Here is a 23,674-nt window from a genome sequence, read left to right on the forward strand (position 1 = left end):
GTGTGTCAGTCGACATTGATGTTGGATGACCCTGCGCCTTCGCGAGCAAGCCCGCTCCCACATTTGCTTTGTGTTGTTCACCGAATCGGCTGAAGGGGTCAGAATCTTCAGCCGTTTTCATCAGCGCAACAGCTGTTATCAACCGGGTTTTTCCCACCTCGAAACAGACAATGAGCCTCTCTCGACCCTCATTGAGTCTGTGCCCATGCAAACCACCAATACGGTTTTAATGATTCGCCCGACACGTTTCTCCTTCAATCAGGACACGGCGGCGAACAACCGCTTCCAGCGTCCGGCAACCGTTGCTGAAGACGTTCAACTCAAGGCCCTTGCCGAGTTCGATGGCTATGTCGCCGCGTTGCGTCGGCACGGCGTTGAAGTCCTGGTGCATAACGATCGAGAAGCGCCCCATACCCCGGACTCGATCTTCCCCAACAACTGGTGGAGCAGCCACCCGGATGGCACCTTGGTGCTGTATCCGATGCAGGGCCACAACCGGCGACTGGAGCGGGACAAAGGTGTACTCGACGGGCTGCTGGGCGAATACCGGGTCGAGCAGTTGCTAGACCTGTCCAGCCTCGAAGAGCAGGAGGTTTTCCTGGAGGGCACCGGCAGCATGGTCCTGGATCGGCAACAGCGGATTTGCTACGCCGGGTATTCCACACGCACCCACGCCCAGGCCCTGGATCAGTTGGTCACCCATTTGGGCTATGAACTCTGTGCGTTCAACGCGGTGGATCGCCAGGGCGTGGCGATTTATCACACCAATGTGATGATGAGTGTTGGCACCCGCCTGGCGGTGGCTTGCCTGGCGTCCTTGCCCCATTCGGGTGAACGTACGGCGCTGCGTGAACGGCTCGAAACCAGCGGCAAACAGGTCATCGCCTTGAACTGGGAGCAGTTGGAGTCCTTTGCCGGCAACATGCTGGAAGTGCACAGCGCAGCGGGCGAGCCGCTGCTGGTGATGTCGCGCACAGCCTGGCAATCACTGGACGCCAATCAGCGTCGCTTGATCGAAGCTCACACCACGCCGTTGCCGGTGAACATCGACACCATCGAGCGCATCGGTGGCGGCAGCGCGCGCTGCATGTTGGCCGAGGTATTCCTGCCCAGGCAGGGGGGCAGTGCCTGCCTTGCAACTATCAGCGACCTGGATCACTAACCGAAAAAGATCGCAGCTGGCGGCAACCCCTGTATGTCCGCATCAAGGTAGGTCTGCCAGCCAAGGTTGAAAGCCAGTATCCGGTCCATCTTTCCGGCGGCCAGCAGCAGCGCGTTGCTATCGCCCGCGCGCTGGCCATGGAGCCCCAGGTGATGCTGTTCGATGAGCCGACCTCCGCGCTGGATCCCGAACTGGTGGGTGAGCTGCTCAAAGTCATGCAGCAGCTTGCCGAAGAGGGCCGGACAATGGTGGTGGTCACCCATGAAATGGCGTTTGCCAGGCAGGTGTCGAACCACGTCATGTTCCTGCATCAGGGCCGGATGGAGGAGCAGGGGGCGCCGAGCGCTGTGCTGGAACAGCCCCGTAGCGAGCGGTTGAAACAGTTTTTGTCGGGTAGTCTGAAGTAACCTGTCGCGCCCAGTGTGCGGGAAGTGTTTTTTTGGGATGTCGGGGCCGCGGTCCGACGAAGAAACCGCGGCGGCCGATCAATCAGGCGGCGGGGAGCAGGCCTTTCTGTTTGGCGACATGAGTCGCCAGTGCGTCCATCAAGTCCGGGGACAGGCAGTCATAGGGCTCCAGGCCGATCGAGCGCAGGCGCTCACGGATGGCCTTCATTTGCGCTGGCGGTGTGCCGGTTTCGATGATGGACGACACGAACGCCGCGAAGCTCGGCGCAGCCCATCCACGTTGGGGAGAGAGCTCGGTGTGGACGAAGTCCAGACCATAAAATGCATGGTCTTTGTTCTCGATGCGCCCGAAGAGATGGGTGTGGCACTGCTTGCAGGCGTGCCGCTGAATGGTGGCGGTTTCGTCGACAATTGCCAGTTTTTCACCGTGGGCAGTGACGCTGACCTTATCCCGAGGTACTACGGCAATGACAGCGAATATCGCGTTTTGCGGTTTCCAGCATTTGCTGCAGCCGCACGCGTGGTTATGCAGGGTTTGTGCGTCGATCTTGACCTCGACCTTGTCGGTCGCACACAGGCATTGCAGGGTGCCTCCTGTGAAATTCGCAGCGGCAGGCTGGATACCATTGTCCAGTGCAGGGTGAAGATTCAAGGTGTTCACGTTGGCTTCTCCGTTTCAGGGTGTCAGACGAAAGTGCCTTGGGCCGTGCACCTCATCGCATCCTGGAACATCTTCGGCAACAGGGTGCGACCCTCGACGCCTTTGGATTTATCGACCCGAAGATCGCCTGGGCCAAGCGACCACGGGGAGAAAGAGTGGCTGTCGCCTCCGGTATCCCAGAGAAAATCATAGTTCAAAGACGCCCTGAAAACCGGGTAGCAAGCGGTTTCTTATTGCTCGTGGATTCCCACTGATCCAGCGACGATATTGCTTCAGACACATCGCAGGGTGAGCACGAAAACTTAATGTCTGAAGCATCGATGGCAAATCTACAAATCAGTTCGCGAGAATTCAAAGAGTTGGTTCGGAGAGCTAGAGCTGGGGACCTCAGAACTGAGGCGGGGATCTGCTTTAATACAGCATTTAACATAATATACATTACACGTAATAAGATGTGACCAGATTGGCCCGACTCCCACAGATCTTGAAGCAAGCTACCACCTCATCCTCGCGTCAGCCTTTCGATCAATGGCCAATGCTCAGGAAACTGCTGACCGAGCTTTTGCCGGTCACCCATTTCCATATCCGCGAAATCAAAGCCTGGCGTAACCGCTTCACTGATCAAGCCGAATCCTGCTGCACCGTGCATCACCTGCGAAGCTTTCCAGATGCCACCGGGCACATGCAGTTGCAAGCATTGTCCGGCGAGAACGTCGTGACCCATCACAATGGTTTTCAATGCGCCGTCCGGAAAAATCAGCGTGTACTGAATCGGATCGCCCAGATGATAGTAATGAACGATGTCTGACCGGTTCAGATGGAAATGACCTATTGGAGCGTCCTGGGTCAGCAGATAGAAAATCGACGTCATGCAATGCCGTTGGCCAGCGGACGTCAGAATCATGTTCTGGTCGTCCGACTGGTAGGTTCTGCGGAAGAAACCACCTTCGATATGGGGCTCAAGGGCCAGGGTTTTGATCAGCTCTGCAATTTTCGTGGTGCTTGGATTCATTTTGTCTCCCTGTCTTTAAATCGCAACTTTATTGGCATAATCGAAGCATTTGCCAACATAACTCGACTAAATAGTGCTTTAGTCGAGTTAGCCTTCATACTGATCCTGGCCCCCCTCCAGTGTCTGACCTGTTGTGTATCACAGTGTATCGGCGTGACACCTCGATACACAGACTTTCATCCGGCCTGCAATTGGACACAGGCCAGATACGTTGCCGCGCTTGAATGCACGTAAGGTTTGAAGGGGTTCGGACGGAACCCCTGACCCACGGCTGGTAATGGAGACATCCCATGAAGATGGCACTGCGCAACAGCAAATCCGGCAAGACTCGCCGCCACCTGGTCGGCCCTTCGATCCTCGCGCTGACGCTGTTCGGCGTGCTCGGTGCGGCTCACGCGCAAACGGCCGCCACCGCGCAGCCAGCCGTGGCCCCTGCCGGTACCACCCAGGCGGCGCCCTCGCCCTTCGGCCCGCTCAAGCATGTCAACGCCGGGCTGCTGGACGTGGCGTACGCAGAAACAGGCCCGGTCAACGGGCCGGTGGTGATCCTGCTGCACGGCTGGCCGTACGACATTCATAGCTATGATGAGGTTGCGCCGTTGCTGGCCGCCAAGGGTTATCGGGTGCTGATGCCCTATGCCCGGGGTTATGGCGATACGCATTTCCTGTCCGACAAAACCCTGCGCAATGGCCAACCGGCTGCACTGGCCAGTGATGTCATCGACTTCATGGATGCCCTGAAGATCAAGCAAGCGGTGCTCGGTGGCTACGACTGGGGTGCGCGTTCGGCCGGCATTGTCTCGGCACTGTGGCCGGAACGGGTCAAGGCGTTGGTCTCGGTCAGCGGTTATCTGATCGGCAACCAGGCGGCCGGCAAGAACCCGCTGCCACCCAAGGCGGAATTGCAGTGGTGGTATCAGTTCTACTTCGCCACTGACCGTGGTCGCGCCGGTTACGAGAAGAACACCCATGACTTCGCCAAGCTGATCTGGCAACTGGCCTCGCCGAAATGGGCGTTCGATGACGCCACCTTCGACCGCAGTGCCAAGGCGCTGGACAACCCCGACCATGTCGACATCACCGTGTTCAACTACCGCTGGCGCCTGGGCCTGGTCCAGGGCGAAAGTCGGTACGAAGCGTTGGAGCAGAAACTGGCCACGGCGCCGTCCATCAGCGTGCCAACCATCACCCTTGAAGGCGATGCCAACGGCGCACCGCACCCGGCGCCTGAAGACTATGCCAAGCGCTTCACCGGCAAATACGAGTTCCGGTTGATCAATGGTGGCATCGGCCACAATCTGCCGCAGGAAGATCCGCAGGCGTTCGCCAAGGCGGTGATTGATGCCGATCATCTTTGAGGTCGATCTGAGGCCCTCGCGCCTGCGCTGAACAGCACTGGGGTAAAGGATGAGCTATCTTGAGAGCGAATCACCTGCATTCGGTGACTGCCGACAAGTAAGGACGCTTCATGAATCGTTTACCCCGGTGTCATGCCCTCCTCGCCTTGACTTTCGCCAGTACGGTCACAACCGCAGCCCTGTTGAGTACGCCGGGTTACGCAGCGCAAGTCACTGTTGCCGCTCCGGTCGCCAGCCCTGTCTCAGGCCCTGTCGCCGGCACCAAAGTAACCGAACCGTATGTGCGCATGATGGCGCGCGAGGCGTATTTCTGGGCCTGGCCGATGGCCAATATCTTCAATCGTCGCCAGGCCTTCAAGAACTTGCCGGAACCCGGCTTGATGGGCGGCATCGTACCCGTGGCCCCGATCAATCGGCTGTCGATGCTCAGCGACTACATCGACCCGGCCGAGCGGCTGGTGGCCTGTCCGAACCAGGACGTGGTGTACGGCGCCGGCAGCATCGCCCTGGACATTGAGCCGGTGGTGCTGCAAGTGCCGGACTTCGACGGCCGATTCTGGGTGTATCAGGTGGTGGACCTGCGTTCGGACAGCTTCGTCGAGATGGGCAAAATGTATAACACCCAACCGGGTTTCTACCTGTTGGTCGGCCCGGACTGGAACGGCAAGGTGCCGCCCGGCATCAAGCGGGTGTACCGGGCGCGTACGAACACCGGGTTCGTGATCCCTCGGGTATTTCAGGACGATACCGCCGCCGATCGTCAGGCTGTGCAACCCGCATTGTCGGGCATCGACATGTACCCGCTGTCGCAATACGACGGCAAGATGAAGAAGCGCAACTGGGCCAGGCTGCCGAAATTCCCGGCCCAGGCTTCTGAAGGCAATGCCGAAACCAGGTGGGTGGTGCCGGAGAAGTTCTTCGATGAGCTGCCGGCCCTGCTCAAGGACGCCAAGCCATTGCCGGGGGAAGAAGCCCGCTACGCGCAAATGGCCGCCCTCGCGGCTATCGCCAAGGCCGACCCGCAACTTCGCGCCGCGATGATCGACGAGGCGAAAAAGGCCGACAGCGAAGTGATCGACCCGCTGTTGCAGTTCCGCAACTACGGTCTGCAATTGCCCAATCACTGGAGCACCGTGAGCAACGGTGCAGCGTTCGGCACCGACTATTTCACCCGTACCGCCGTCGCGCGTTCGAACATATTCGTGAACCAGCAGAAAGAGACCAAATACTTCTACCAGGACCTGGATGAGAACGGCCTGCGCCTCAACGGCCGGTACGGCTACAGCGTCACGTTCGCCAAAGGCAAGCTGCCGCCAGTCAGGGGGTTCTGGTCGCTGACGCTGTACAACGAACAGCACTTCTTCTCGCCGAACGAGCTCAAGCGTTACTCCATCGGCACCAAGAACAAATCCCTGCAAACCAATCCTGACGGCTCGCTGACCATTTACGTGCAAAGTGAATCACCGGGCAAGGACAAGGAAAGCAACTGGCTGCCCTCGCCCAAAGGTGCCGAATTCTCGCTGTACATCCGCGCCTACTGGCCGCAAGCCGATGTCCTCGACGGTGACTGGACCCCACCGGCGGTGGTGAAAACCAAATGAACAGGATCTGAAAAAATGAGCGTCCGGGTGGCGCTCACTTCATTTTGGCGGCATGGAATCCCCCCTAAACCCTGTGGGAGCGAGACTGCTCACGATGGCGGAGTGTCAGCCGATATCAATGTTGGACGTGCCGGCCTCATCGCGAGCAAGCTCGCTCCCACAGGTTTCAGTGGCGCCCACAAATGCTTGTCACACCACAAAACAAAGGTGGGAGCGAGCTTGCTCGCGATGGCGGAGTGTCAGCCGGTATCAATGCTGGATGTGCCGGCCTCATCGCGAGCAAGCTCGCTCCCACAGGTTTCAGTGACGCCCACAAATGCTTGTCACACCACAAAACAAAGGTGGGAGCGAGCTCGCTCGCGATGGCGGAGTGTCAGCCAGTATCAATGCTGGATGTGCCGGCCTTATCGCGAGCAGGTTCGCTCCCACAGGACACGATGGCTGGCTTCGCGCTCCGCCGGTTTACGCCAGACACGACTTTTGCTACGAGTAATGGATCTCACTCAAGTCGATCGACACCAGCAACGCCTCCTTGTTGACCTGCCCATCGATCTTGCGTCGATAGGCTAGCCGCTTGCCCGGCATGCGCAATCCGTCGGCTTCGACGTAGTCACCAACCAGTTGGGTTGCGGGCATGCCGCCGCTCACATCGACGTTGTAGTCGTGGCGGCACAGCAGAAAGCCATCGCCGAAATAGAAGTCCTGGATGGCGCTGTGGGTTGCGATGCTGTCGGGAAAGTGCACCCGCAAATGCCGCCAGAGTTCGGCCCCCTCTTGCAGTGGCTCGATTTCCTCGCTGGTTACGCCCGGCAAGGTGAACAGGAAGGGCATGGTCAGGTAGGACCACATCGCATAACCGTTGAAGTAGGCCCGGTGCAACGGGTCCCACGCCGTGTGTTCCCCATGGCCCTTGAAGGATGCCCGGGGCGCATGGCGCTCGGCAATCACCTTGCCCGCGGTATTCTCGATGGCGATTCGGTTCGGCGTATAGGCCGTGAATTGCTCCGGTGCGCCGAAGGGTTTCACCGAGGCTCTTTGTTCATGCAGCCACGCGGTCATCTGGCGTGGCGCGCTGTCCTGGGTCAACCCTTTCATGCCCCAGAGCGAGCCGCCGGTGACGATCGTGGCGCAGACCTTATTGAAACTGTTCCAGCGCACCAGGCCGCCATGGGCGGCAAGCACCTGGTCCAGCAGTTCTCGATCCTGTGCAGACATGATTGCGTCCCCTCCTCGGCCGGCAGCGCTTGCCTCATTACCAGAATAATCGATAGCCGACCGCTTGCAGGGCCGTGCCGATGGACAGCCCAATTGGGGTTCTAGCGCACTTTGCGCACCAGGCATCAAAGACAGCACATCGATTCAATATTCCCGACCCGATCTACGTAACCATGACCACCTCACTCCCCCCCGTAAGGACAGTGTCATGGCCATTGCAAAGGCAGAACCTGGCATAACCCTGCCCCTTTGGTGACCCATTGATGATCCTTTCCCTGCAAGACTTCAGGGCGCCTATTGCCCTGTTTTTCTGCCTGCTGGCCAACCACGCACCGGCCGAGGAATCGGTGCAAGGCGCAGAAGGATTTTTCGAGGGCTCAACCCTTGGCGTGCTCAGTCGAAACTTTTATCTGAACAGCGACTATCGATCCCCCTCACCGACCGGAAAAAACTACAAAGCCGAATGGGCTCAAGGTTTTATCAGCGCTTTTGAATCCGGTTTCACGCCGGGCACAGTTGGTTTCGGTCTCGATGCCCATGCCTTTGCTGGATTGAAACTCGACGGTGGCAAAGGCCATTCCGGAACCGGTCTGCTGCCCGTGGGCAGTGACGGTCGTAGCGAAAGCAATTACTCCAGCGGTGGCGGCGCGATCAAGCTCAAGGCATCGAACACCACCCTGGCGTTTGGCGAAATGGAGGTCGAATCCCCGGTGTTCGATACCGCGGACAAACGCCTGCAGCCGGAGTACGCCACAGGTTTTCTGCTCAACAACCGCGAAATCGACGGCATGAACCTGCAAGCCGGTCACTTCACGGCATTCAAGAATCAGGACAGTGCTTCAGGCAAGGGCAACTTTTTCGGTTATGGCGCCAATACCGAGGCCGGCGGCATTTCGTTTGTCGGCGCCGATCTGTTTACCCAAAGCCCGGTTGGCGGCGCCCTGTATGCCTCGGATCTGACCGACACCTGGCATCAGTACTACGGCAACCTGCACTTCAAACAGTCCGGGATGTTCCTCGACGCCAACCTCTATCACACCAGGGACAGTGGTCAGGCGCTGGCCGGCGCCATCGACAACACGGCGTACAGCCTGTCCGGTAAATACGCGCTGGGCGCCCATGGTTTCACCCTGGCGTATCAGAAAGTCGACGGTGATACGCCATTCGATTTCGTCGGTGGCGATTCCATCTACCTGGCCAACTCGATCAAGTACGCCGACTTCAACGGCGCCCACGAACGCTCCTGGCAGGTTCGTTACGAACTGGACCTGACTGCCTTCGGGATACCCGGCCTGAAGTTCATGACCCGCTACGTCACCGGCGACCAGATCGACGGCACCCATGCACCACAAGGCGGGGCCTACAACCCGTTCGACCCGGCGACCGGCACCTTCGTGCCGCAACAAGGGGATGGCGGCAAGCATTGGGAACGGGACATTGATTTGAAGTACATCGTCCAAACGGGGGCGGCGAAGGACCTGTCGGTACAGGTGTCACACGTTTCGCATCGGGCCAATGAGGCGCAGGCGGGTGATGACATAGACCGGATATATGTAGTGATTGAGTACCCGCTGGAGTTCTGAGCAAACCACGCGGCAATGTTTGGAATGTATTCAATTGTTGGAGCGGGCTTGCCGCAAAGCTGTAAATTCTGTTCGGATTGGAAGGTTTGCAATAGTGCCCCGGCTGCTCGAAACCGCATCAATAGTATGATGGCTTGCACGCAGTCGACCATCTCCGTGGAGGCCCATTCATGGGAACCGTACGAAAAACCATCACCGTGACTGACCAGCAAGACAACTGGATCAAAGCGCAGATAGAAGCGGGTCATTACACCAACGACAGCGAATACATTCGCGATCTGATCCGTCGTGAACAGGAGCGCAGCGCTGAACTCGAAACGATCCGTTCCGCCCTTCGGGAAGGTGAGTCCAGCGGAAAGCCTCGCCCATTCGATCCTGTTGCATTCAAACAGAGAATGTTAACCGCGCATGGCTGAATATCGTCTGACGCCTGCCGCAGAGGGTGACCTTGAGGCAATCTGGAGTTATACCGCTCGCCAGTGGGGCCTGGATCAGGCCAATCGCATGGAAGCGCAGCGCAATTTCTGACGATCCATTTCACAACCCCCGTGTAAAAACTGGACGAATGTGTTGCTTCGACCAACTGCCATCGCGAGCAGGCTCGCTCCCACAGGGGATTCAGTTGAGTCAGAACGTGTGGGGTTGATTGGCGGAAGGCAGCCGGAGTCGAACCTGCCCGGGAACGGATGCCGTCCCCAACCGGGTTTGAAGCCCGGCCGCGCCACCGGGCGCGATTGCCTTCCTTGAATGATTGCCTCTGAATCAAAGCTCATTTCGCTGGGCCAGCGCACTGTCCAGGCGAATCTGCCGACGATCGCCAAAGCGCCGGGTCAGGCCGACACGGTCAAAATACTCCAGTATCTGAATGCTGCGCTTGCGCCCCAGGCCCACCGCATCACGAAACGCCGTCACCTGAATCACCGGGTTGGCGTCCGCCAGTTGCAACAGCATAGCCGCCAATCGGCGAATCATGCTGTCGGTGTAAAACAGGTCGCGCACCACCTGGTGCATCAAGCCCAGGCGCGCCATTTTGCGTAGCAATGCACGGACGGTGGCTTCGTCATGTCCCAGGTTGCGCACCCAGGGCGGGTCGAATCCGGCCTGTTCGAATAGCGGCTGCAATTGTAGCCACAGGGTTTCGTCCTCTTCGCTCAAGCGCACCTGATGTTCGGGCAGGTGCAACCACGGGCCGCTGCTGGCGATGTCTCCGCTGGCCAACAACTCGTCGAGCAGGCTGATAAACGTTGGGCGTTCCAGCGTGCTGCCGATGAATCGACGCAAGCGATCCCGGTCCGGCCCCATCTGATCCGGTTCGAGTTGATGGAAATGCGCGAGCTGATCCACTAAGGGCGCTTTCAAGGATTCCCAGCGACTTGCACTGAACAGCAATGGGCCTTGACGGGTATCGATCAGGCGCACGTCAGCGGGCAACACCCAACTGCTGCGCGGTCGGTTGAACTGCCGCTCCAGGCGCTGCGGATCGAGTCCGGTGTCGCTGTGGGCCAGCAACGCCGGCAAAACATCTTCCAGCCCGGCACTGTTCGCCAGCGCACCCAGTTGCGCCAGACGTTCGGGGCTGCGGCGTTGCCGATCCGGGGCAAACGGATCGAGCACCTGGCCGCCACCCAGGGTTCGTTGGGCACTCTGGTCACGCAGGATCAGCGGATCACCCTTCACTGCATGCACCGCTGTGTTGAGCAGCAGTTGCGCAAACATCCGTCCACCGGGCGCCAGGCTGGTGCCTTCCAGCAAGGCGACGCGCCCGGTCACGTCCTGGGTGCCGAGGTGCACGTGCACCGGTTGAAAGTGTTCGAAAGCCCGGGGTTCGCCGGCCAGAAGTTGCATGTCGATGTCCAGGCGCCGGGTGGGCGCATACAGGCCTTCGGCGAGTAACCAGTGGCCGCGATGGATGTGTTCCAGGGCCAGCCGTTCGGCACTCAGGTTCAAGGCCACGCGCTGGCCGGCGAAAGCGTGGTCGGCGGCCTGGTTTTGCGCGTGCAGGCCGCGAATGCGCACCGGTTTGCCCTGTGGCCCCAACAGCAGGGTATCGCCCACCGCGACCTGGCCGGACAGTGCCGTGCCGGTCACCACGATACCGGCCCCGGCCACGCTGAAAGCCCGATCGATCGCCAGGCGAAAACCGCCTTCAGTGCTGCGCTGCAGTACTTCACGCTGGGCTTGCAGCAATTGTTGGCGCAGGGTTTCGATGCCCTCGCCGGTCACGCTCGACAGCGCAATCAGCGGCGCATCGGCATACGCTCCGGGCGCCAGCAAGGTACGGACCTGCTCACGCACGATCTGTACCCGGGCGCTGTCGACCCGGTCGCACTTACTGATCGCCACCAGTGCCCGGGGGATGCCCAGCAACTGGACAATCGCCAGGTGCTCGCGGGTCTGCGGCATCACCCCGTCATCGGCGGCCACCACCAGCAACACCAGATCGATGCCCTGCGCTCCGGCCAGCATGTTGTGGGTGAAGCGCTCATGGCCGGGAACGTCGATGAATCCGGTCAGCTGCGCATCCGCCTCCAGCTCGGCATACAGGTAGCCAAGGTCGATGGTCATGCCGCGCTCACGCTCTTCGCGGCGCCGGTCACCCGCCTGACCGGTCAGCGCCTGGAGCAGCGCTGTCTTGCCATGGTCGATATGCCCTGCGGTGCCGACAATCACCCTGCCCGGCCCTCCACCTGTAATTGTTCGAGTTGTGCCAGCCATGCCGGCTCGTCGTCCAGTTGCCTCAGGTCCAGCCACAGGGCGTCATCGTCGATGCGCCCCAGGACCGCAATCGGCAAGTCGCGAAAGGCTTCTTCCAGCGTCAACAACGAGCGTCCGCGCAAGCGCTTGGACGTCAGCGGGCGCAGACACAGCGCTGCGCTGGCCAGCCTCGCCACCGGCTGGCTGCCGCTGCCGATCATGCCCAGTGCCGGCATGGCACTGACGCTCCAGCCGTCACCCAGCACTTGGGCAAGCGCCGGCCGCAAGCGCTCGGCCTGGGCGAGAATCTCGGCCTGTGGCCGGGTCAACAGGCGCAGGCTCGGCAAACGCTCGGCCAATCGGTCCGGGTTTCGGTACAAACCCAACACGGCTTCCAGGGCCGCCAAGGTCATTTTGTCGACACGCAGTGCACGTTTGAGCGGGTTTTTCTTGATCCTGGCGATCAATTCCTTGCGGCCGACAATCAATCCGGCCTGTGGTCCGCCGAGCAGTTTGTCGCCACTGAAGGTGACGATGTCCGCGCCATCGAGCAGGGCCTGACGCACCGTCGGCTCTGCCGGCAAGCCCCAGCGGGTCAAGTCCAGCAGACTGCCGCTGCCGAGGTCTTCGAGCAACGGCAATCCATGTTGGTGGGCAATTTGCGCCAGTTCAGCCGTCGCCACACTCGTGGTGAAGCCTTGAATGCTGTAGTTGCTTGCATGCACGCGCATGATCAAGCCGCTACGCGGGCCGATGGCAGTCTCGTAGTCACGGGCATGGGTGCGGTTGGTAGTGCCGACCTCAACCAGCTTCACCCCGGCGCGGGCCATGATGTCGGGAATGCGGAAGGCACCGCCGATTTCAATGAGTTCGCCCCGGGAGATAATCCCTTCCTTGCGCGCGCCCAGGCTGTTGAGGGTCAAGAGCACCGCTGCGGCATTGTTGTTGACCACGGTCACCGCTTCGGCGCCGGTCAATTCGCGGATCAAGCCTTCGATCAGGTCGTCGCGATCTCCGCGCTTGCCGCTGCGCAGGTCGAACTCGAGGTTGAGCGGATAGCGCGCGGCCATTTGCACCGCTTCAATCGCCTCCTCGGGCAACAACGCCCGGCCGAGATTGGTGTGCAAGACCGTGCCGGTGAGGTTGAACACCCGACGCACATGGCTGCGATGCTCGGTTGCCAATCGCTCGCCGACCCTGCCCGCCAGCACGTCGGCGCTGACTTCCACAGGTTCGAGCAAACCCTGCCGTACGCCTTCGCGCAGTTCATCCAGCAATAGCCGCAAGGCGCCCAGCAAGGCGTCGCGTCCATAGCGCTCGGCCAACGGCCGGCACGCCGGGTGACGCAACAAACTGTCGATGGAAGGTAGACGCAAGGGTTGGCTGGCACTGCGTGCAGACATCTGGCGCTCCTGAAAACGAATGACCCTCGCGCCAGAGTGTAGACGCTGCGGTTACTCGTCTCCCGGCGCCAGCAACAGATTGGGTGCCAGACGCTGATAACCGTCCTGGGTCAGGCGCATGTCGAGCATCAGGCTGGACAGGTCTGCCGACAACGCTTCGGCGTCCGCATCGTTCTCCAGATAGAGCAACTTCAGATAACTGTTGCAACCGGGGCAGACTTCGGCGCGCAACGGAGCCTGGTTGGCGGCATGGCGATCATCTTCAAGGCTGAGGTATTCCAGGCCCTTGCTCTGTTCGCAATACACGCATTTTACCCGCACCACATGCCACTCGCAGGCACACAGCGAGCAGACCAGGTAACGCAAGCCGTTGTGCTTGCCGCGATGACGGATGACCCCGGCCATGGCCGGCGAGCCGCAGGCCGGGCACTGGCTGAGGCTGTCGCCGGGAGTTAGCGCGAGGTTCGGCGTACTCAACAGCCAGTGGCTCCAGGCTGTTTGAAGCGCCGCACCGAGAAACGGCACCAGCGCCGCCGGCACCAGCGAATACTGACCACTGACCAGCGCCACCGCCCAGGCACGACGTTGCCCGGCACCGGCCAGGCGCAAGGTGTCCACGGCATCGGCCACGGCGGATTGTGACGGCGCGCTATAGCACTGCAGCAAGGCATCGAGGTAAGGCTGCCAATCGTTTTCGCGCGCCAGGCTGTCGGCCGCGAACGGTGGCAAGCCGTGTTGCTGGCACAACTCGATGCGTTGTCGGTCAAGGGGGTCGCTTGGCGGCGGGTCGTCCAGCACTTGTTGCTGCACCCGGCACAACCCGGCGATCAGGCGCAGGTAATCGGCCATCGGGTGCCCTTCGGCCAGCGTTTCCAGGCGCTGGCCACGCAGGCTGAACAGGTTATGCGGTGGCATGTACAGAAACGGCGGCGAACTGGCCGCCGCTTCGATTTCTCCGGGTTCAAGGATGGTTGGCAAATGTCAGCCCTTTTTGGTGATCGGTCGTTTGGGCGCTTCGTCGCGGGTCTCATCTTGAGTCACTTGGCGATACCAGAGTTCGTGGTGTTTCCTGGCCCAGCCGCGGCTGACCCTGCCGTGCAACATGGCGCTGACCGAACCCTTGATCCAGATGCCGGCATAGATGTGCACGATGATGCTCAGGATCAGCACGAAACCGGCCAGCGCATGCAGCAACATCGCCCAGCGTACGGTGGTGATGCCGAAATACTCGCTGAAGTACGCACGCCAGATCACCAGCCCGCTGAACAACAGCACCAGCATGCACAGCAGTAAAGTCCAGAACAGCAGCTTCTGCCCGGGGTTGTATTTGCCGATGGGCGGGACGCCCTCCTCTTCATTTTTCATCACCCGGTCGATGCGCCTTAGCCACAGGCGATCATTGGCGATGAAGTAGTTGGCGCGCCAGAAGCGAAACACCAGGCCGAGGAACAGCACGAACATCAGCACGCCCATGAACGGGTGCAGGATGCGCGTCCATGGCCCGCCGCCGAACAGGTTGCTCAGCCAGAACAATGCCGGGTGGAACAGCGCCAGCCCGGACAACCCGGCCATGAGGAACAGAATCGCCACCAGCCAGTGATTGGTGCGCTGGTTGCTGGTGTAGCGCAGGATCGTCTTGTCGCTCATGGCCTGCCCTCCCCTCGGGGATCGAAGGTGTGCACCGATGGATCGACTTCGTGCACGGCGTTGTCCGGCGGCTCCGGATGTTCATCCTCTTCGACGATTTGCGGACCGACGCGCACGTAGTGGAAGAACCCGGCCAGCACCGCCGCGCCCATGGCCAACAGTGCCAGGGGTTTGCTGATGCCCTTCCACAGCCCTACCAACGGACTGATCGCCGGGTGATCGGGCAAGCCGGCGTACAGTCTTGGCGTATCGGCGTGGTGCAACACGTACATCACGTGGGTACCGCCAACGCCTTCGGGGTCGTACAGGCCGGCGTTTTCAAAACCCCGGCTCTTGAGGTCGACGATACGCTCGGCCGCATGTTCCTTCATGTCGTCCTTGGAGCCGAACACGATGGCACCGGTCGGGCAGGTTTTCACGCAGGCCGGCTCCAGCCCTACCGCCACCCGGTCAGAGCACAAGGTGCATTTGTAGGCCTTGTGATCCTTTTGCGAGATCCGTGGAATGTTGAACGGACACCCGGTGATGCAATAGCCACAACCGATGCAATGATCCTGATCGAAATCGACGATGCCATTGGCGTGCTTGATGATCGCCCCCGGGCTGGGGCATGCCGCCAGGCAGCCGGGCTCGGCGCAGTGCATGCAGCCATCCTTGCGGATCAGCCATTCCAGGTTACCGGCGTCGGTCTCGTGCTCGGTGAAGCGCATCAATGTCCAGGTTTCTGCGGTGAGATCCTGAGGATTGTCGTAGGTGCCATGGTTATGGCCGACCTCGTCACGCAACTCGTTCCATTCCGAGCAGGCGACCTGACAGGCCTTGCAACCGATGCATTTGGTGGTGTCGATCAGCTTGGCGACTTCCTCCATGCCGCGCACCGAGGGCGCAGGTGTGGTGGTGGCCGAGCGGGCAATGATGTCTTGGCTGGCCATTTAGACTTTCTCCACGTTGACCAGGAATGACTTGGATTCCGGGGTCTGGGTGTTGCCATCGCCGAGGAACGGCACCAGGGTGTTGGTCAGGTAACCGTGGCGCGTAAGGCCGGTGAACCCCCAGTGCAACGGAATGCCGATCTGGTGCACCACCTGGTTGTTGACCTGCAACGGGCGAATCCGCTTGGTCACCACCGCCACTGCTTCGATGAAGCCACGCTTGCTGCTGACCCGCACCCGGTCGCCGGCGACGATGCCTTTTTCCTTGGCCAGCACTTCGCCGATCTCGACGAACTGCTCCGGTTGGGTAATCGAGTTGAGCTTGCAATGCTTGCTCCAGAAGTGGAAATGCTCGGTCAGCCGGTAACTGGTCGCGGCGTACGGGTAATCCTTGGCCACGCCGAGGGAATCCCACACCGAATCGAAGATCCGCGCCGCCGGGTTGCTGGTGGCTTTCTTGTTTTGCGGGTGCAGCGGGTTGATGCCGATCGGCGTCTCGAACGGCTCGTAGTGCTCGGGGAACGGGCCTTCGTTCATCTTGTCGACGGCGAAGAATCGCGCCACGCCCTCGGGGTTCATGATGAACGGATTCATCCCCGCTTCCGGCGGCACATCGGCCTTGTAGTCCGGCACATCGGTGCCGGCCCAGGCTTTGCCGTTCCACCACACCAGGCGTTTTTTCGGATCCCACGGCTTGCCTTGCAGGTCCGCCGAAGCGCGGTTGTAGAGAATCCGCCGGTTGGCCGGCCAGGCCCAGGCCCAGCCTTGATGCTGGTGCATGCCGTACGGGTCGTTGTTGTCGCGCCGCGCCATCTGGTTGCCCAGTTCAGTCCAGCTGCCACAGAAAATCCAGCAACCGGACGCCGTGCTGCCGTCATCCTTGAGCTGGCCGAACCCGGCCAGTTGCGCATTGGCCTTGATCGCCGCGCCCGTCGCGTCGGTGAAGTCCGTGGTGGCGGAGCCGTTGATTTCCTTGGCCAGCTCTTCCGGTGAAGGTTCCTCGGGGATCTTGTACGGCCACGACAGTTTGAGCATCGGGTCGGGGTATTTGCCGCCATTGGCCTGATAACGCTGACGCAGACGTATGAACAGCTCGCTCATGATGCGGATATCGGTCTGCGCTTCACCCGGTCCGTCGGCGCCCTTCCAGTGCCATTGCAGCCAGCGGCTGCTGTTGACCAGCGAACCGTCCTCTTCGGCAAAGCAGGTGGTGGGCAGGCGAATGACTTCGGTCTGGATGTCGGCGCTGTTCACGTCGTTATACGGCCCGACCTTTTGCCAGAACTCCGAGGTCTCGGTGGCTAGCGGATCCATCACCACCAGCCATTTCAGCTTGGCCAGCGCCGCCGTCACCCGGTTCTTGTCGGGCAATGCGGCAATGGGGTTGAAACCCTGGCACATGTAGCCGTTGACCTTGCCCTGCCCCATCAGGTCGAACACCTTGAGGATGTCATATTGGGGAATGTCCAGTTTCGGCAGGTAGTCGTAGGCCCAGTTGTTCTCGGCCGTGGCGTTGGCGCCGTACCAGGCTTTCATCAGGCTGACGTGGAATTTGCCGTAGTTCTGCCAGTAGGACAGTTGCCCCGGGCGCAAGGGTTTTTGCGTGCGCTTGACGATGTAGGCGTTGTAATCCTGCTCGGCATCGCCGGGTAACGTGAGGTAGCCCGGCAGTGAGTTGGACAACAGGCCCAGATCGGTCAGCCCCTGGATGTTGGAGTGCCCGCGCAAGGCGTTCACGCCGCCGCCCGGCATGCCGACGTTGCCCAGCAGTAGTTGCACCATCGCCGCGCTGCGGATCATCTGCGCGCCAATCGAGTGCTGGGTCCAGCCCAGGGCATAGAGGATGGTCATGGTCTTGCCCGGTATCGAGCAAGTGGCGATCTCCTCCCAGATTTTCTGCATTGCATCGACCGGCATGCCGCAGATCTGGCTCGCCAGTTCCTTGGTGTAACGGCTGTAATGCTGCTTCATCAACTGATAGACGCAACGTGGGTCCTGCAGGGTCGGGTCGACTTTGGCAAAACCGTCTTCACCGAGTTCATAGCCCCAGCCGGACTTGTCGGTGTAAAGGCGCTTGGCCGCGTCGTAGCCGCTGAAGATCCCGTCCTCGAAGCCATAGCCGGCTTTGACGATGAACGACACGTCGGTGTAGTTGCGCACGTATTCGTGGTGGATCTTGTCCTCGGTCAGCAGGTAATTGATCAGCCCGCCCATGAAGGCAATGTCGGTGCCGGTGCGAATCGGCGCGTAATAGTCGGCCACCGAGGCGGTCCGGGTAAAACGCGGGTCGACCACGATCAGCCGCGCCTTGTTGTGCGCCTTGGCTTCGGTCACCCATTTGAAGCCGCACGGATGCGCTTCTGCTGCGTTGCCGCCCATCACCAGGACCAGATTCGCGTTGGCGATATCGGTCCAGGTATTGGTCATGGCACCACGGCCGTACGTCGGGGCAAGACTTGCCACCGTCGGGCCGTGTCAGACACGCGCCTGGTTATCGAACCCCAGCATGCCGAGACTGCGCACCACCTTGTGGGTGATGTAGCCGGCTTCGTTGGACGCCGCCGATGCCGCGAGGAAACCGGTGGTCAGCCAGCGGTTCACCGTTTGGCCCTGGGCGTTCTTCTCGATGAAGTTGGCGTCGCGGTCGGCCTTCATCAGGTCGGCGACGCGATCGAGGGCTTCATCCCAGGAGATGCGGGTCCATTCGGTGCTGCCGGGTTTGCGCACCTGCGGGTATTGCAGGCGACCGGGGCTGTGAATGAAGTCCAGCAGGCCTGCGCCTTTAGGGCAAAGGGTGCCGCGGTTGACCGGGTGGTCGGCGTCACCTTCGATGTGGATGATGTTTTGCGCGACATTCTTCGCCGTATCGCCCTGGCTGTACATGATCAAGCCGCAACCGACCGAGCAATACGGGCAGGTGTTGCGGGTTTCATGGGTGTGGGCGAGCTTGAAGTGACGCACCTGTTCGGCAAAGGCAAGCGTCGGGGCCATGCCCAACGCACCCAGGCTAGAGCCTGCAAGGCCGATGCCGGCGACCTTGAAGAACTGACGACGGCTGAGATCCATCGTGCACTCCTGATCAGGTGGAACCCGGTACATGGCCGGGCTTTTTCGAACAACCACGGTCTGGGCAGTCTGGCTGCCGACACTACAAACTGTAGTCAATGCTGTCGAATTCACCATGACAGCCGACCGTCGGCCCTCCAGACACTACCCACTGTAGGAGCGAGCTTGCTCGCGATGGTGTATCAGCTGAGTGAGTGTCGACTGACACTCCATCGCGAGCAAGCTCGCTCCTACAGGGGGTTGGCGCTTATCATGGCGCCATAACCAACCTGCCGTTACGAGACCCCGCATGACTTTCGATTTTGATCAGGTGTTCGACCGCCACAACACCGGCAGCACCAAGTGGAGCCGCTACCCCGCCGATGTGTTGCCGATGTGGGTCGCCGACATGGATTTCGCCGCGCCGCCGATGATCATCCAGGCCCTGCAAAAACGACTGGAACACCCGATGGTCGGCTACAGCGTGGCCCAGGATGACCTGCGCGAGGCAATCGTTGCCGACCTCTGGAACAAGTACGCCTGGCGCGTCGAGCCCCAGGAGCTGATTTTCCTGCCGGGCGTCGAGTCCGGCTTCAACATGGCACTGAAGGCACTGGTGCAGGCGCCACAGAATGTCGTTGTGCAGGTGCCGAACTACCCACCGCTGCGTCATGCGCCCGGGCATTGGGGGCTGAACAAGGTCGAACTGAATTTCGATGCGCAAGCCGACGGCACCTACACCACGCCGCTGGATACCCTGAGCCAATCGCTGCAAGGTGGTGGCGCACTGCTGCTGAGCAATCCGCATAACCCGCTGGGCAAGGCCTTCCCCCGGGCAGAGCTGCAAGCCATTGCCGACATTTGCCTTGAGCATGATGCCTGGATCATTTCCGACGAGATCCACGCCGAGTTGTGCTTCGACGGTCGCCAGCACATTCCGATGGCAACCCTGAGCCCGCAGGTCGCCCAGCGCACCATCACCTTGATGTCGGCGAGCAAGGCCTACAACATCGCCGGCCTGAAGACCTCGTTCATGATCATCCAGGACCGCCACCTGCGCGAGAAGGTCAACCACGCCCGTTGCGGCATGGTCGACAGCGTCAATCCGCTGGGCATGGAAGCCACCCGCGTCGCCTACAGCGAAGCCGCACCATGGCTTGCCGAGCTGAAGGTCTACCTGCAAGGCAACCGGGATTACCTGGCCGAGGCCGTACACACCCGCCTGCCGGGCATCACCATGAACCTGCCGCAAAGCACCTACCTGGCGTGGCTCGACTGCACGGCACTGGGGCTGGACGACCCGCAGCAGTTTTTCCTCGAACAGGCCAAGGTGGGTTTGAGCGCCGGCCTGGACTTCGGCAATGGCTGCAAACAGTTCGTGCGCCTGAACTTCGGCTGCCCACGGTCGCTGCTGGAAGAAGGCATTGCGCGGATGGAACGCAGTTTGCGCCATCTCAAGGCCTGACCCGCCCCTCCAGCCATGGCCTATCCCCTTGTGGGCGTGAGCCTGCTCGCGATGGCGTCCTGTCAGTCGGCAATGATGTTGCCTGACACGGCACTATCGCGAGGAGGCTCACTCCTGCAGGTAATAATTGAACCGATGCAGCCCTTCAATGCTCAACAGCCTATAGCCCTGCACTGACGGTTGTTTCGGGATCTGAGCCATGAGTTTCGTTGCCTGGGTGGCGGTGTTGGGCGCGGTGTTGCTGACCCTGGCACTGACTTCGTCGTACCTGCGCTGGATGCCGGTCACCACTTCGGCGGTGTGCCTGGTCCTGGGCATCGCCATCGGGCCGGCGGGCCTGGGTATGCTCAGGCTGGATATCAAGGAGGCAGCGTTCTGGATCGAACACCTGACGGAAGTCGCGGTGCTGTTTTCATTGTTTGTCTGCGGGCTCAAGCTGCGACCTCCTCTTCGTGATCGCCGATGGCGAGTGGCGTTCGTCCTGGCGGGACCGGTGATGGTGCTGACCATTGTCGGCGTCTGCCTGCTGCTGCATTTCGCTTTCGGACTGGCGTGGGGGCCGTCGCTGCTGATCGGGGCGATACTGGCGCCGACCGATCCGGTCCTGGCCTCGCTGGTTCAGGTCAATAACGCCAAGGATGATGATCCGGTGCGGTTCGGGCTCTCGGGCGAAGCAGGACTGAACGACGGAATCGCTTTCCCGTTCGTGATTCTGGGACTGTTGTTTTTGCAGCAAAACGGCAGCTTTGGCAGCGGTCTGGATGACTGGTTTTTCAAGCGCCTGTTGTGGGGCGTGCCCGCCGGACTGCTGACCGGTTACTGGATGGGGCGTGGTATTGGTCACCTGACGTTGTTCATGCGCATCAAGAATGCCGACAGCACGTTTTCCCCCAATGACTACCTTGCCCTGGCCTTGATCGCACTGGCTTACGTCGTGGCCGAAACCATCGGCGGCTACGGGTTCCTCTCGGTGTTTGCCGCCGGCCTGGGCTTGCGTCGGGCCGAGGTCAGGACAAGCAGTGACGCCCACACACCGGCCGAACACCTGGTTCAAGCGGTGGTCGGTCATCAGCATGTCGAACCCGAGGCGGCCGTGCTCGGCAATGTGGAGCACCTGGAAGACACGCAAGTCGCCGCCGGGATCATGATGGGCGACATGCTGTCGTTCGGCAGCCTGGTGGAACGGGCCATGGAGGTTTTTCTGGTCACCTTGCTCGGTATTGTGCTGATCGCGCACTGGGACTGGCGGGCGTTGCTGGTCGCGTTGGTGCTGTTCGGGATGATTCGCCCGCTGACGGTCTGGCTGATGCCATGGGGTTCGCTGCTCAATGGCCCGCAACGCTGGTTGATTGGCTGGTTCGGAATTCGCGGCATCGGGAGTTTCTACTACCTTTTCTATGCCTTGAACCACGATCTGCTGCCTTCAGTGGCAACGGTGTGTGCCGACCTGACGCTCTCGGTGGTGGCCCTGAGCATTCTGGTCCACGGCATCAGCACCCAGCCGATGCTTGCCCGCTATGAACGGCGTAACCGCCGCGTCACTTCATCGCCAAGGCAATGACTTCCACCAGGTTGAGCTGGGTAAAGGGTTTCGACAAACGAGGTAGACGCGCGGCAATGCCTTCCAGGCGTTCGGCAAAACCGGTGGCGAGGATGATCGGCACGCTCGGCCGCATGAGCCTGATGGCGTTGGCCAGTTGCGCGCCACTCATCTGTGGCATGGCCATGTCGGTGATCACCAGATCGATATCCGGTTCACTGCCGAACAGCTCCAGCGCCCTGGCTCCGGAAGCCGCACTGATGACCCGGTGCCCGAGGTCCTCGAGCAGCAGACTCGTGCTGGTCAACACCAGACTGTCATCGTCCACCACCAGTACGCACAGGCGGGGCACTTCCACGGTCTGCGTTTGCGCTACAGGCTCAACCACCGAACCCCGGGTGGCAACCGGCAACCACAACTCGGCCGTCGTACCCTGATCCTTGTTGCTTTTGAGGATGAAGCGCCCACCCAATTGCTCGATAAAACCGTGGACCATCGATAACCCCAGGCCCGTACCTTTACCGACGCCCTTGGTGGTAAAAAAGGGGTCCATCGCCGAGGCCAGTGTGGTTTCATCCATGCCCTCGCCGGTATCGGCAATGTTCAGGCAGACATAACGCCCCGCGGCCAGGGATGAGGCGCCGCCGGTGACCTCCTCGGTCCTGGCACTGAAGATGATGGTCCCGCCGTGGGGCATGGCGTCGCGGGCGTTGGTCGCCAGGTTCAGTACGGCCAGTTCCAGTTGATTGATGTCCGCCATCACCGGTTCAAGATCCCCGGGAAAGCGTGTTTCGACTTTCACCGAAGGCCCCAGGGAGCTGCGCAATAGCCCGGAAATGCCTTCCACCAGCGCCGGTATCCGCACAGGTACCGACTTGAGCTCCTGGCGTCGGGCAAACGCCAGCATGCGCTGGGTCAGGGATACACCGCGCAAGGCACCTTGGGTGGCGTTGTCGATCAGGCGGGTTATTTTGGGGTCATCCGTCACCCGTTTGCGCACGATTTCCAGATTGCCGAGGATCACCGTCAGCAGGTTGTTGAAGTCGTGGGCGATCCCGCCGCTGAGCTGGCCGATGGCCTGCATTTTCTGCGCCTGGAACAAGGCCTCACGGGTTTGCTCCAGCGCCTGCTGCGCCTGGGTGACTTCAGTGATGTCCCGGGTGATCTTGGCAAAACCGAGCAATGTGCCGGTGTCGCCCCAGATCGGGTCGACGATGACATGGGCGAGGAACCGCGTACCATCCTTGCGCACCCGCCAGCCCTTGTTTTCAAAGCGCCCTTCACGAACGGCGATATCCAGCGTCCGTTGTGGCTCGCGGGCATCGCGATCCTCCGGGGTGTAGAACATCGAAAAATGCCGGCCAATGACCTCTTCCGGCAAGTAACCCTTGATGCGCTGGGCGCCGGGGTTCCAGTTGCTCACCCGGCCGTCCGGGGAAAGCATGTAGATCGCATAGTCGGTAACGCTCTGCACCAGCAGGCGAAACTGCTGCTCGCTTTGCTTGAGGATTTCCTCGGCCATTTTGCGATCGGTCAGGTCCCGGGTGATCTTGGCGAAACCGAGCAACGTGCCCGACGGGTCGAAGATCGGATCAATGACCACATGGCACCAGAAATGTGTGCCGTCCTTGCGTACCCGCCAGCCTTCGCCCTCGAAACGCCCTTCACGAATCGCCGTGTCCAGTGCCCTCTGGGGCAAGCCGGCACGGCGATCGTCATCGGTGTAGAAGCGCGAGAAGTGCTGACCGAGGATCTCGGCCTCCTCGTAGCCCTTGAAACGCCTGGCGCCGGCGTTCCAGCTGGTAATGATGCCGTCGGGATCAATCATGTAGATCGCATAGTCGATCACTGCATCGATCAACAGGCGAAAGCGCTTGTCCTCAACGGTATTCGGCCTGTTTCGATCCTCGCTCATTGAGTTCTCGCGTCATGATTGTTTTTCTGGAGTA

General features: G+C 60.7%; 17 protein-coding genes, 1 tRNA gene and 2 pseudogenes. 9 read left to right on the top strand and 11 right to left on the bottom strand.

What is annotated here, in order from left to right; translation table 11 throughout:
- Positions 1–205: 205 nt before the first annotated feature.
- Together ctlX and KGB20_RS18585 are read left to right on the top strand one after the other, a co-directional pair.
- Positions 206–1,162: a citrulline utilization hydrolase CtlX gene (gene ctlX / locus KGB20_RS18580; RefSeq protein ID WP_154909059.1), complete on the top strand. Its 957-nt coding sequence runs from the start codon at positions 206–208 to the stop codon at positions 1,160–1,162.
- Between the two features lie 44 nt (positions 1,163–1,206).
- Positions 1,207–1,569: pseudogene (locus KGB20_RS18585) on the top strand (ATP-binding cassette domain-containing protein); the annotation flags it as partial.
- Between the two features lie 82 nt (positions 1,570–1,651).
- Here KGB20_RS18585 and gfa read toward each other — a convergent pair.
- Together gfa and KGB20_RS18595 are read right to left on the bottom strand one after the other, a co-directional pair.
- Positions 1,652–2,230, bottom strand: coding sequence for an S-(hydroxymethyl)glutathione synthase (gfa, locus tag KGB20_RS18590; protein ID WP_154909060.1), 579 nt, complete (start codon positions 2,228–2,230; stop codon positions 1,652–1,654).
- Positions 2,231–2,732: 502 nt separating this feature from the next.
- Positions 2,733–3,242, bottom strand: a complete 510-nt coding sequence (locus KGB20_RS18595) for a cupin domain-containing protein (protein ID WP_223473562.1) — start codon at positions 3,240–3,242, stop codon at positions 2,733–2,735.
- A gap of 290 nt (positions 3,243–3,532) precedes the next feature.
- Between KGB20_RS18595 and KGB20_RS18600 the strand changes: the two genes are divergently transcribed.
- Both KGB20_RS18600 and KGB20_RS18605 read left to right on the top strand, forming a co-directional pair.
- A complete protein-coding gene (locus tag KGB20_RS18600; protein WP_223473563.1) occupies positions 3,533–4,600 on the top strand; it encodes an alpha/beta fold hydrolase in 1,068 nt (355 codons plus the stop codon).
- A gap of 110 nt (positions 4,601–4,710) precedes the next feature.
- Positions 4,711–6,201, top strand: coding sequence for a DUF1254 domain-containing protein (locus KGB20_RS18605; RefSeq protein ID WP_223473564.1), 1,491 nt, complete (start codon positions 4,711–4,713; stop codon positions 6,199–6,201).
- A 483-nt stretch (positions 6,202–6,684) separates the two neighbouring features.
- Here KGB20_RS18605 and KGB20_RS18610 read toward each other — a convergent pair whose 3' ends face one another.
- Entirely contained in the window at positions 6,685–7,416 is a 732-nt protein-coding gene (locus KGB20_RS18610) for a hypothetical protein (RefSeq protein ID WP_223473565.1), read from the bottom strand.
- 263 nt (positions 7,417–7,679) lie between these two features.
- Between KGB20_RS18610 and KGB20_RS18615 the strand changes: the two genes are divergently transcribed.
- The 3 genes and pseudogenes from KGB20_RS18615 to KGB20_RS18625 form a co-directional block, all read left to right on the top strand.
- Positions 7,680–8,999, top strand: coding sequence for an OprD family porin (locus tag KGB20_RS18615; RefSeq protein WP_223473566.1), 1,320 nt, complete (start codon positions 7,680–7,682; stop codon positions 8,997–8,999).
- Between the two features lie 170 nt (positions 9,000–9,169).
- On the top strand, positions 9,170–9,415 hold the full coding sequence (locus KGB20_RS18620) for a type II toxin-antitoxin system ParD family antitoxin (protein ID WP_102670266.1): 246 nt from the start codon (positions 9,170–9,172) through the stop codon (positions 9,413–9,415).
- A pseudogene (locus tag KGB20_RS18625) lies at positions 9,408–9,503 on the top strand (type II toxin-antitoxin system RelE/ParE family toxin); the annotation flags it as partial. The gene KGB20_RS18620 and the pseudogene KGB20_RS18625, both read left to right, overlap by 8 nt.
- Before the next feature lie 143 nt (positions 9,504–9,646).
- Here the strand turns inward: KGB20_RS18625 and KGB20_RS18630 are convergent.
- From KGB20_RS18630 to fdnG, 7 genes are all read right to left on the bottom strand, one after another.
- Positions 9,647–9,742, bottom strand: a tRNA-Sec gene (locus tag KGB20_RS18630).
- Positions 9,743–9,761: 19 nt separating this feature from the next.
- Entirely contained in the window at positions 9,762–11,669 is a 1,908-nt protein-coding gene (selB, locus tag KGB20_RS18635; protein WP_154946441.1) for a selenocysteine-specific translation elongation factor, read from the bottom strand.
- Positions 11,666–13,096: an L-seryl-tRNA(Sec) selenium transferase gene (gene selA / locus KGB20_RS18640; RefSeq protein ID WP_154946442.1), complete on the bottom strand. Its 1,431-nt coding sequence runs from the start codon at positions 13,094–13,096 to the stop codon at positions 11,666–11,668. The genes selB and selA overlap by 4 nt, the downstream gene beginning before the upstream one ends.
- Before the next feature lie 51 nt (positions 13,097–13,147).
- Entirely contained in the window at positions 13,148–14,074 is a 927-nt protein-coding gene (fdhE, locus tag KGB20_RS18645) for a formate dehydrogenase accessory protein FdhE (RefSeq protein ID WP_154946443.1), read from the bottom strand.
- A 3-nt stretch (positions 14,075–14,077) separates the two neighbouring features.
- Positions 14,078–14,743, bottom strand: a complete 666-nt coding sequence (locus KGB20_RS18650; RefSeq protein WP_154946444.1) for a formate dehydrogenase subunit gamma — start codon at positions 14,741–14,743, stop codon at positions 14,078–14,080.
- Entirely contained in the window at positions 14,740–15,675 is a 936-nt protein-coding gene (fdxH, locus tag KGB20_RS18655; protein ID WP_057714811.1) for a formate dehydrogenase subunit beta, read from the bottom strand. The genes KGB20_RS18650 and fdxH overlap by 4 nt, the downstream gene beginning before the upstream one ends.
- Complete coding sequence (gene fdnG / locus KGB20_RS18660) at positions 15,676–18,741, bottom strand: formate dehydrogenase-N subunit alpha (RefSeq protein ID WP_154946445.1); 3,066 nt, start codon at positions 18,739–18,741, stop codon at positions 15,676–15,678.
- A gap of 289 nt (positions 18,742–19,030) precedes the next feature.
- On the opposite strand from fdnG, the gene KGB20_RS18665 reads away from it, so the two are divergent.
- Positions 19,031–20,185, top strand: coding sequence for a MalY/PatB family protein (locus KGB20_RS18665; RefSeq protein ID WP_154909072.1), 1,155 nt, complete (start codon positions 19,031–19,033; stop codon positions 20,183–20,185).
- 199 nt (positions 20,186–20,384) lie between these two features.
- The gene (locus KGB20_RS18670) at positions 20,385–21,746 is read left to right on the top strand and encodes a cation:proton antiporter (RefSeq protein WP_154946446.1); all 1,362 of its coding nucleotides are present in this window, start codon (positions 20,385–20,387) and stop codon (positions 21,744–21,746) included.
- Here the strand turns inward: KGB20_RS18670 and KGB20_RS18675 are convergent.
- A complete protein-coding gene (locus tag KGB20_RS18675; RefSeq protein WP_154909074.1) occupies positions 21,724–23,640 on the bottom strand; it encodes a PAS domain-containing sensor histidine kinase in 1,917 nt (638 codons plus the stop codon). The genes KGB20_RS18670 and KGB20_RS18675 overlap by 23 nt on opposite strands.
- Between the last annotated feature and the right edge of the window lie 34 nt (positions 23,641–23,674).

This window comes from Pseudomonas sp. BF-R-30 (assembly GCF_019956175.1).
Taxonomy (GTDB): domain Bacteria; phylum Pseudomonadota; class Gammaproteobacteria; order Pseudomonadales; family Pseudomonadaceae; genus Aquipseudomonas; species Aquipseudomonas jessenii.

Coding starts and splice junctions, on each gene's coding strand:
- KGB20_RS18615 (WP_223473566.1), top strand. CDS start 7,680: ATGATCCTTTCCCTGCAAGACTTCAGGGCGCCTATTGCCCTGTTTTTC.
- KGB20_RS18675 (WP_154909074.1), bottom strand. CDS start 23,640: ATGAGCGAGGATCGAAACAGGCCGAATACCGTTGAGGACAAGCGCTTT.
- KGB20_RS18605 (WP_223473564.1), top strand. CDS start 4,711: ATGAATCGTTTACCCCGGTGTCATGCCCTCCTCGCCTTGACTTTCGCC.
- KGB20_RS18620 (WP_102670266.1), top strand. CDS start 9,170: ATGGGAACCGTACGAAAAACCATCACCGTGACTGACCAGCAAGACAAC.
- selA (WP_154946442.1), bottom strand. CDS start 13,096: ATGTCTGCACGCAGTGCCAGCCAACCCTTGCGTCTACCTTCCATCGAC.
- KGB20_RS18665 (WP_154909072.1), top strand. CDS start 19,031: ATGACTTTCGATTTTGATCAGGTGTTCGACCGCCACAACACCGGCAGC.
- KGB20_RS18595 (WP_223473562.1), bottom strand. CDS start 3,242: ATGAATCCAAGCACCACGAAAATTGCAGAGCTGATCAAAACCCTGGCC.
- ctlX (WP_154909059.1), top strand. CDS start 206: ATGCAAACCACCAATACGGTTTTAATGATTCGCCCGACACGTTTCTCC.
- fdxH (WP_057714811.1), bottom strand. CDS start 15,675: ATGGCCAGCCAAGACATCATTGCCCGCTCGGCCACCACCACACCTGCG.
- KGB20_RS18670 (WP_154946446.1), top strand. CDS start 20,385: ATGAGTTTCGTTGCCTGGGTGGCGGTGTTGGGCGCGGTGTTGCTGACC.
- KGB20_RS18600 (WP_223473563.1), top strand. CDS start 3,533: ATGAAGATGGCACTGCGCAACAGCAAATCCGGCAAGACTCGCCGCCAC.
- KGB20_RS18610 (WP_223473565.1), bottom strand. CDS start 7,416: ATGTCTGCACAGGATCGAGAACTGCTGGACCAGGTGCTTGCCGCCCAT.
- KGB20_RS18650 (WP_154946444.1), bottom strand. CDS start 14,743: ATGAGCGACAAGACGATCCTGCGCTACACCAGCAACCAGCGCACCAAT.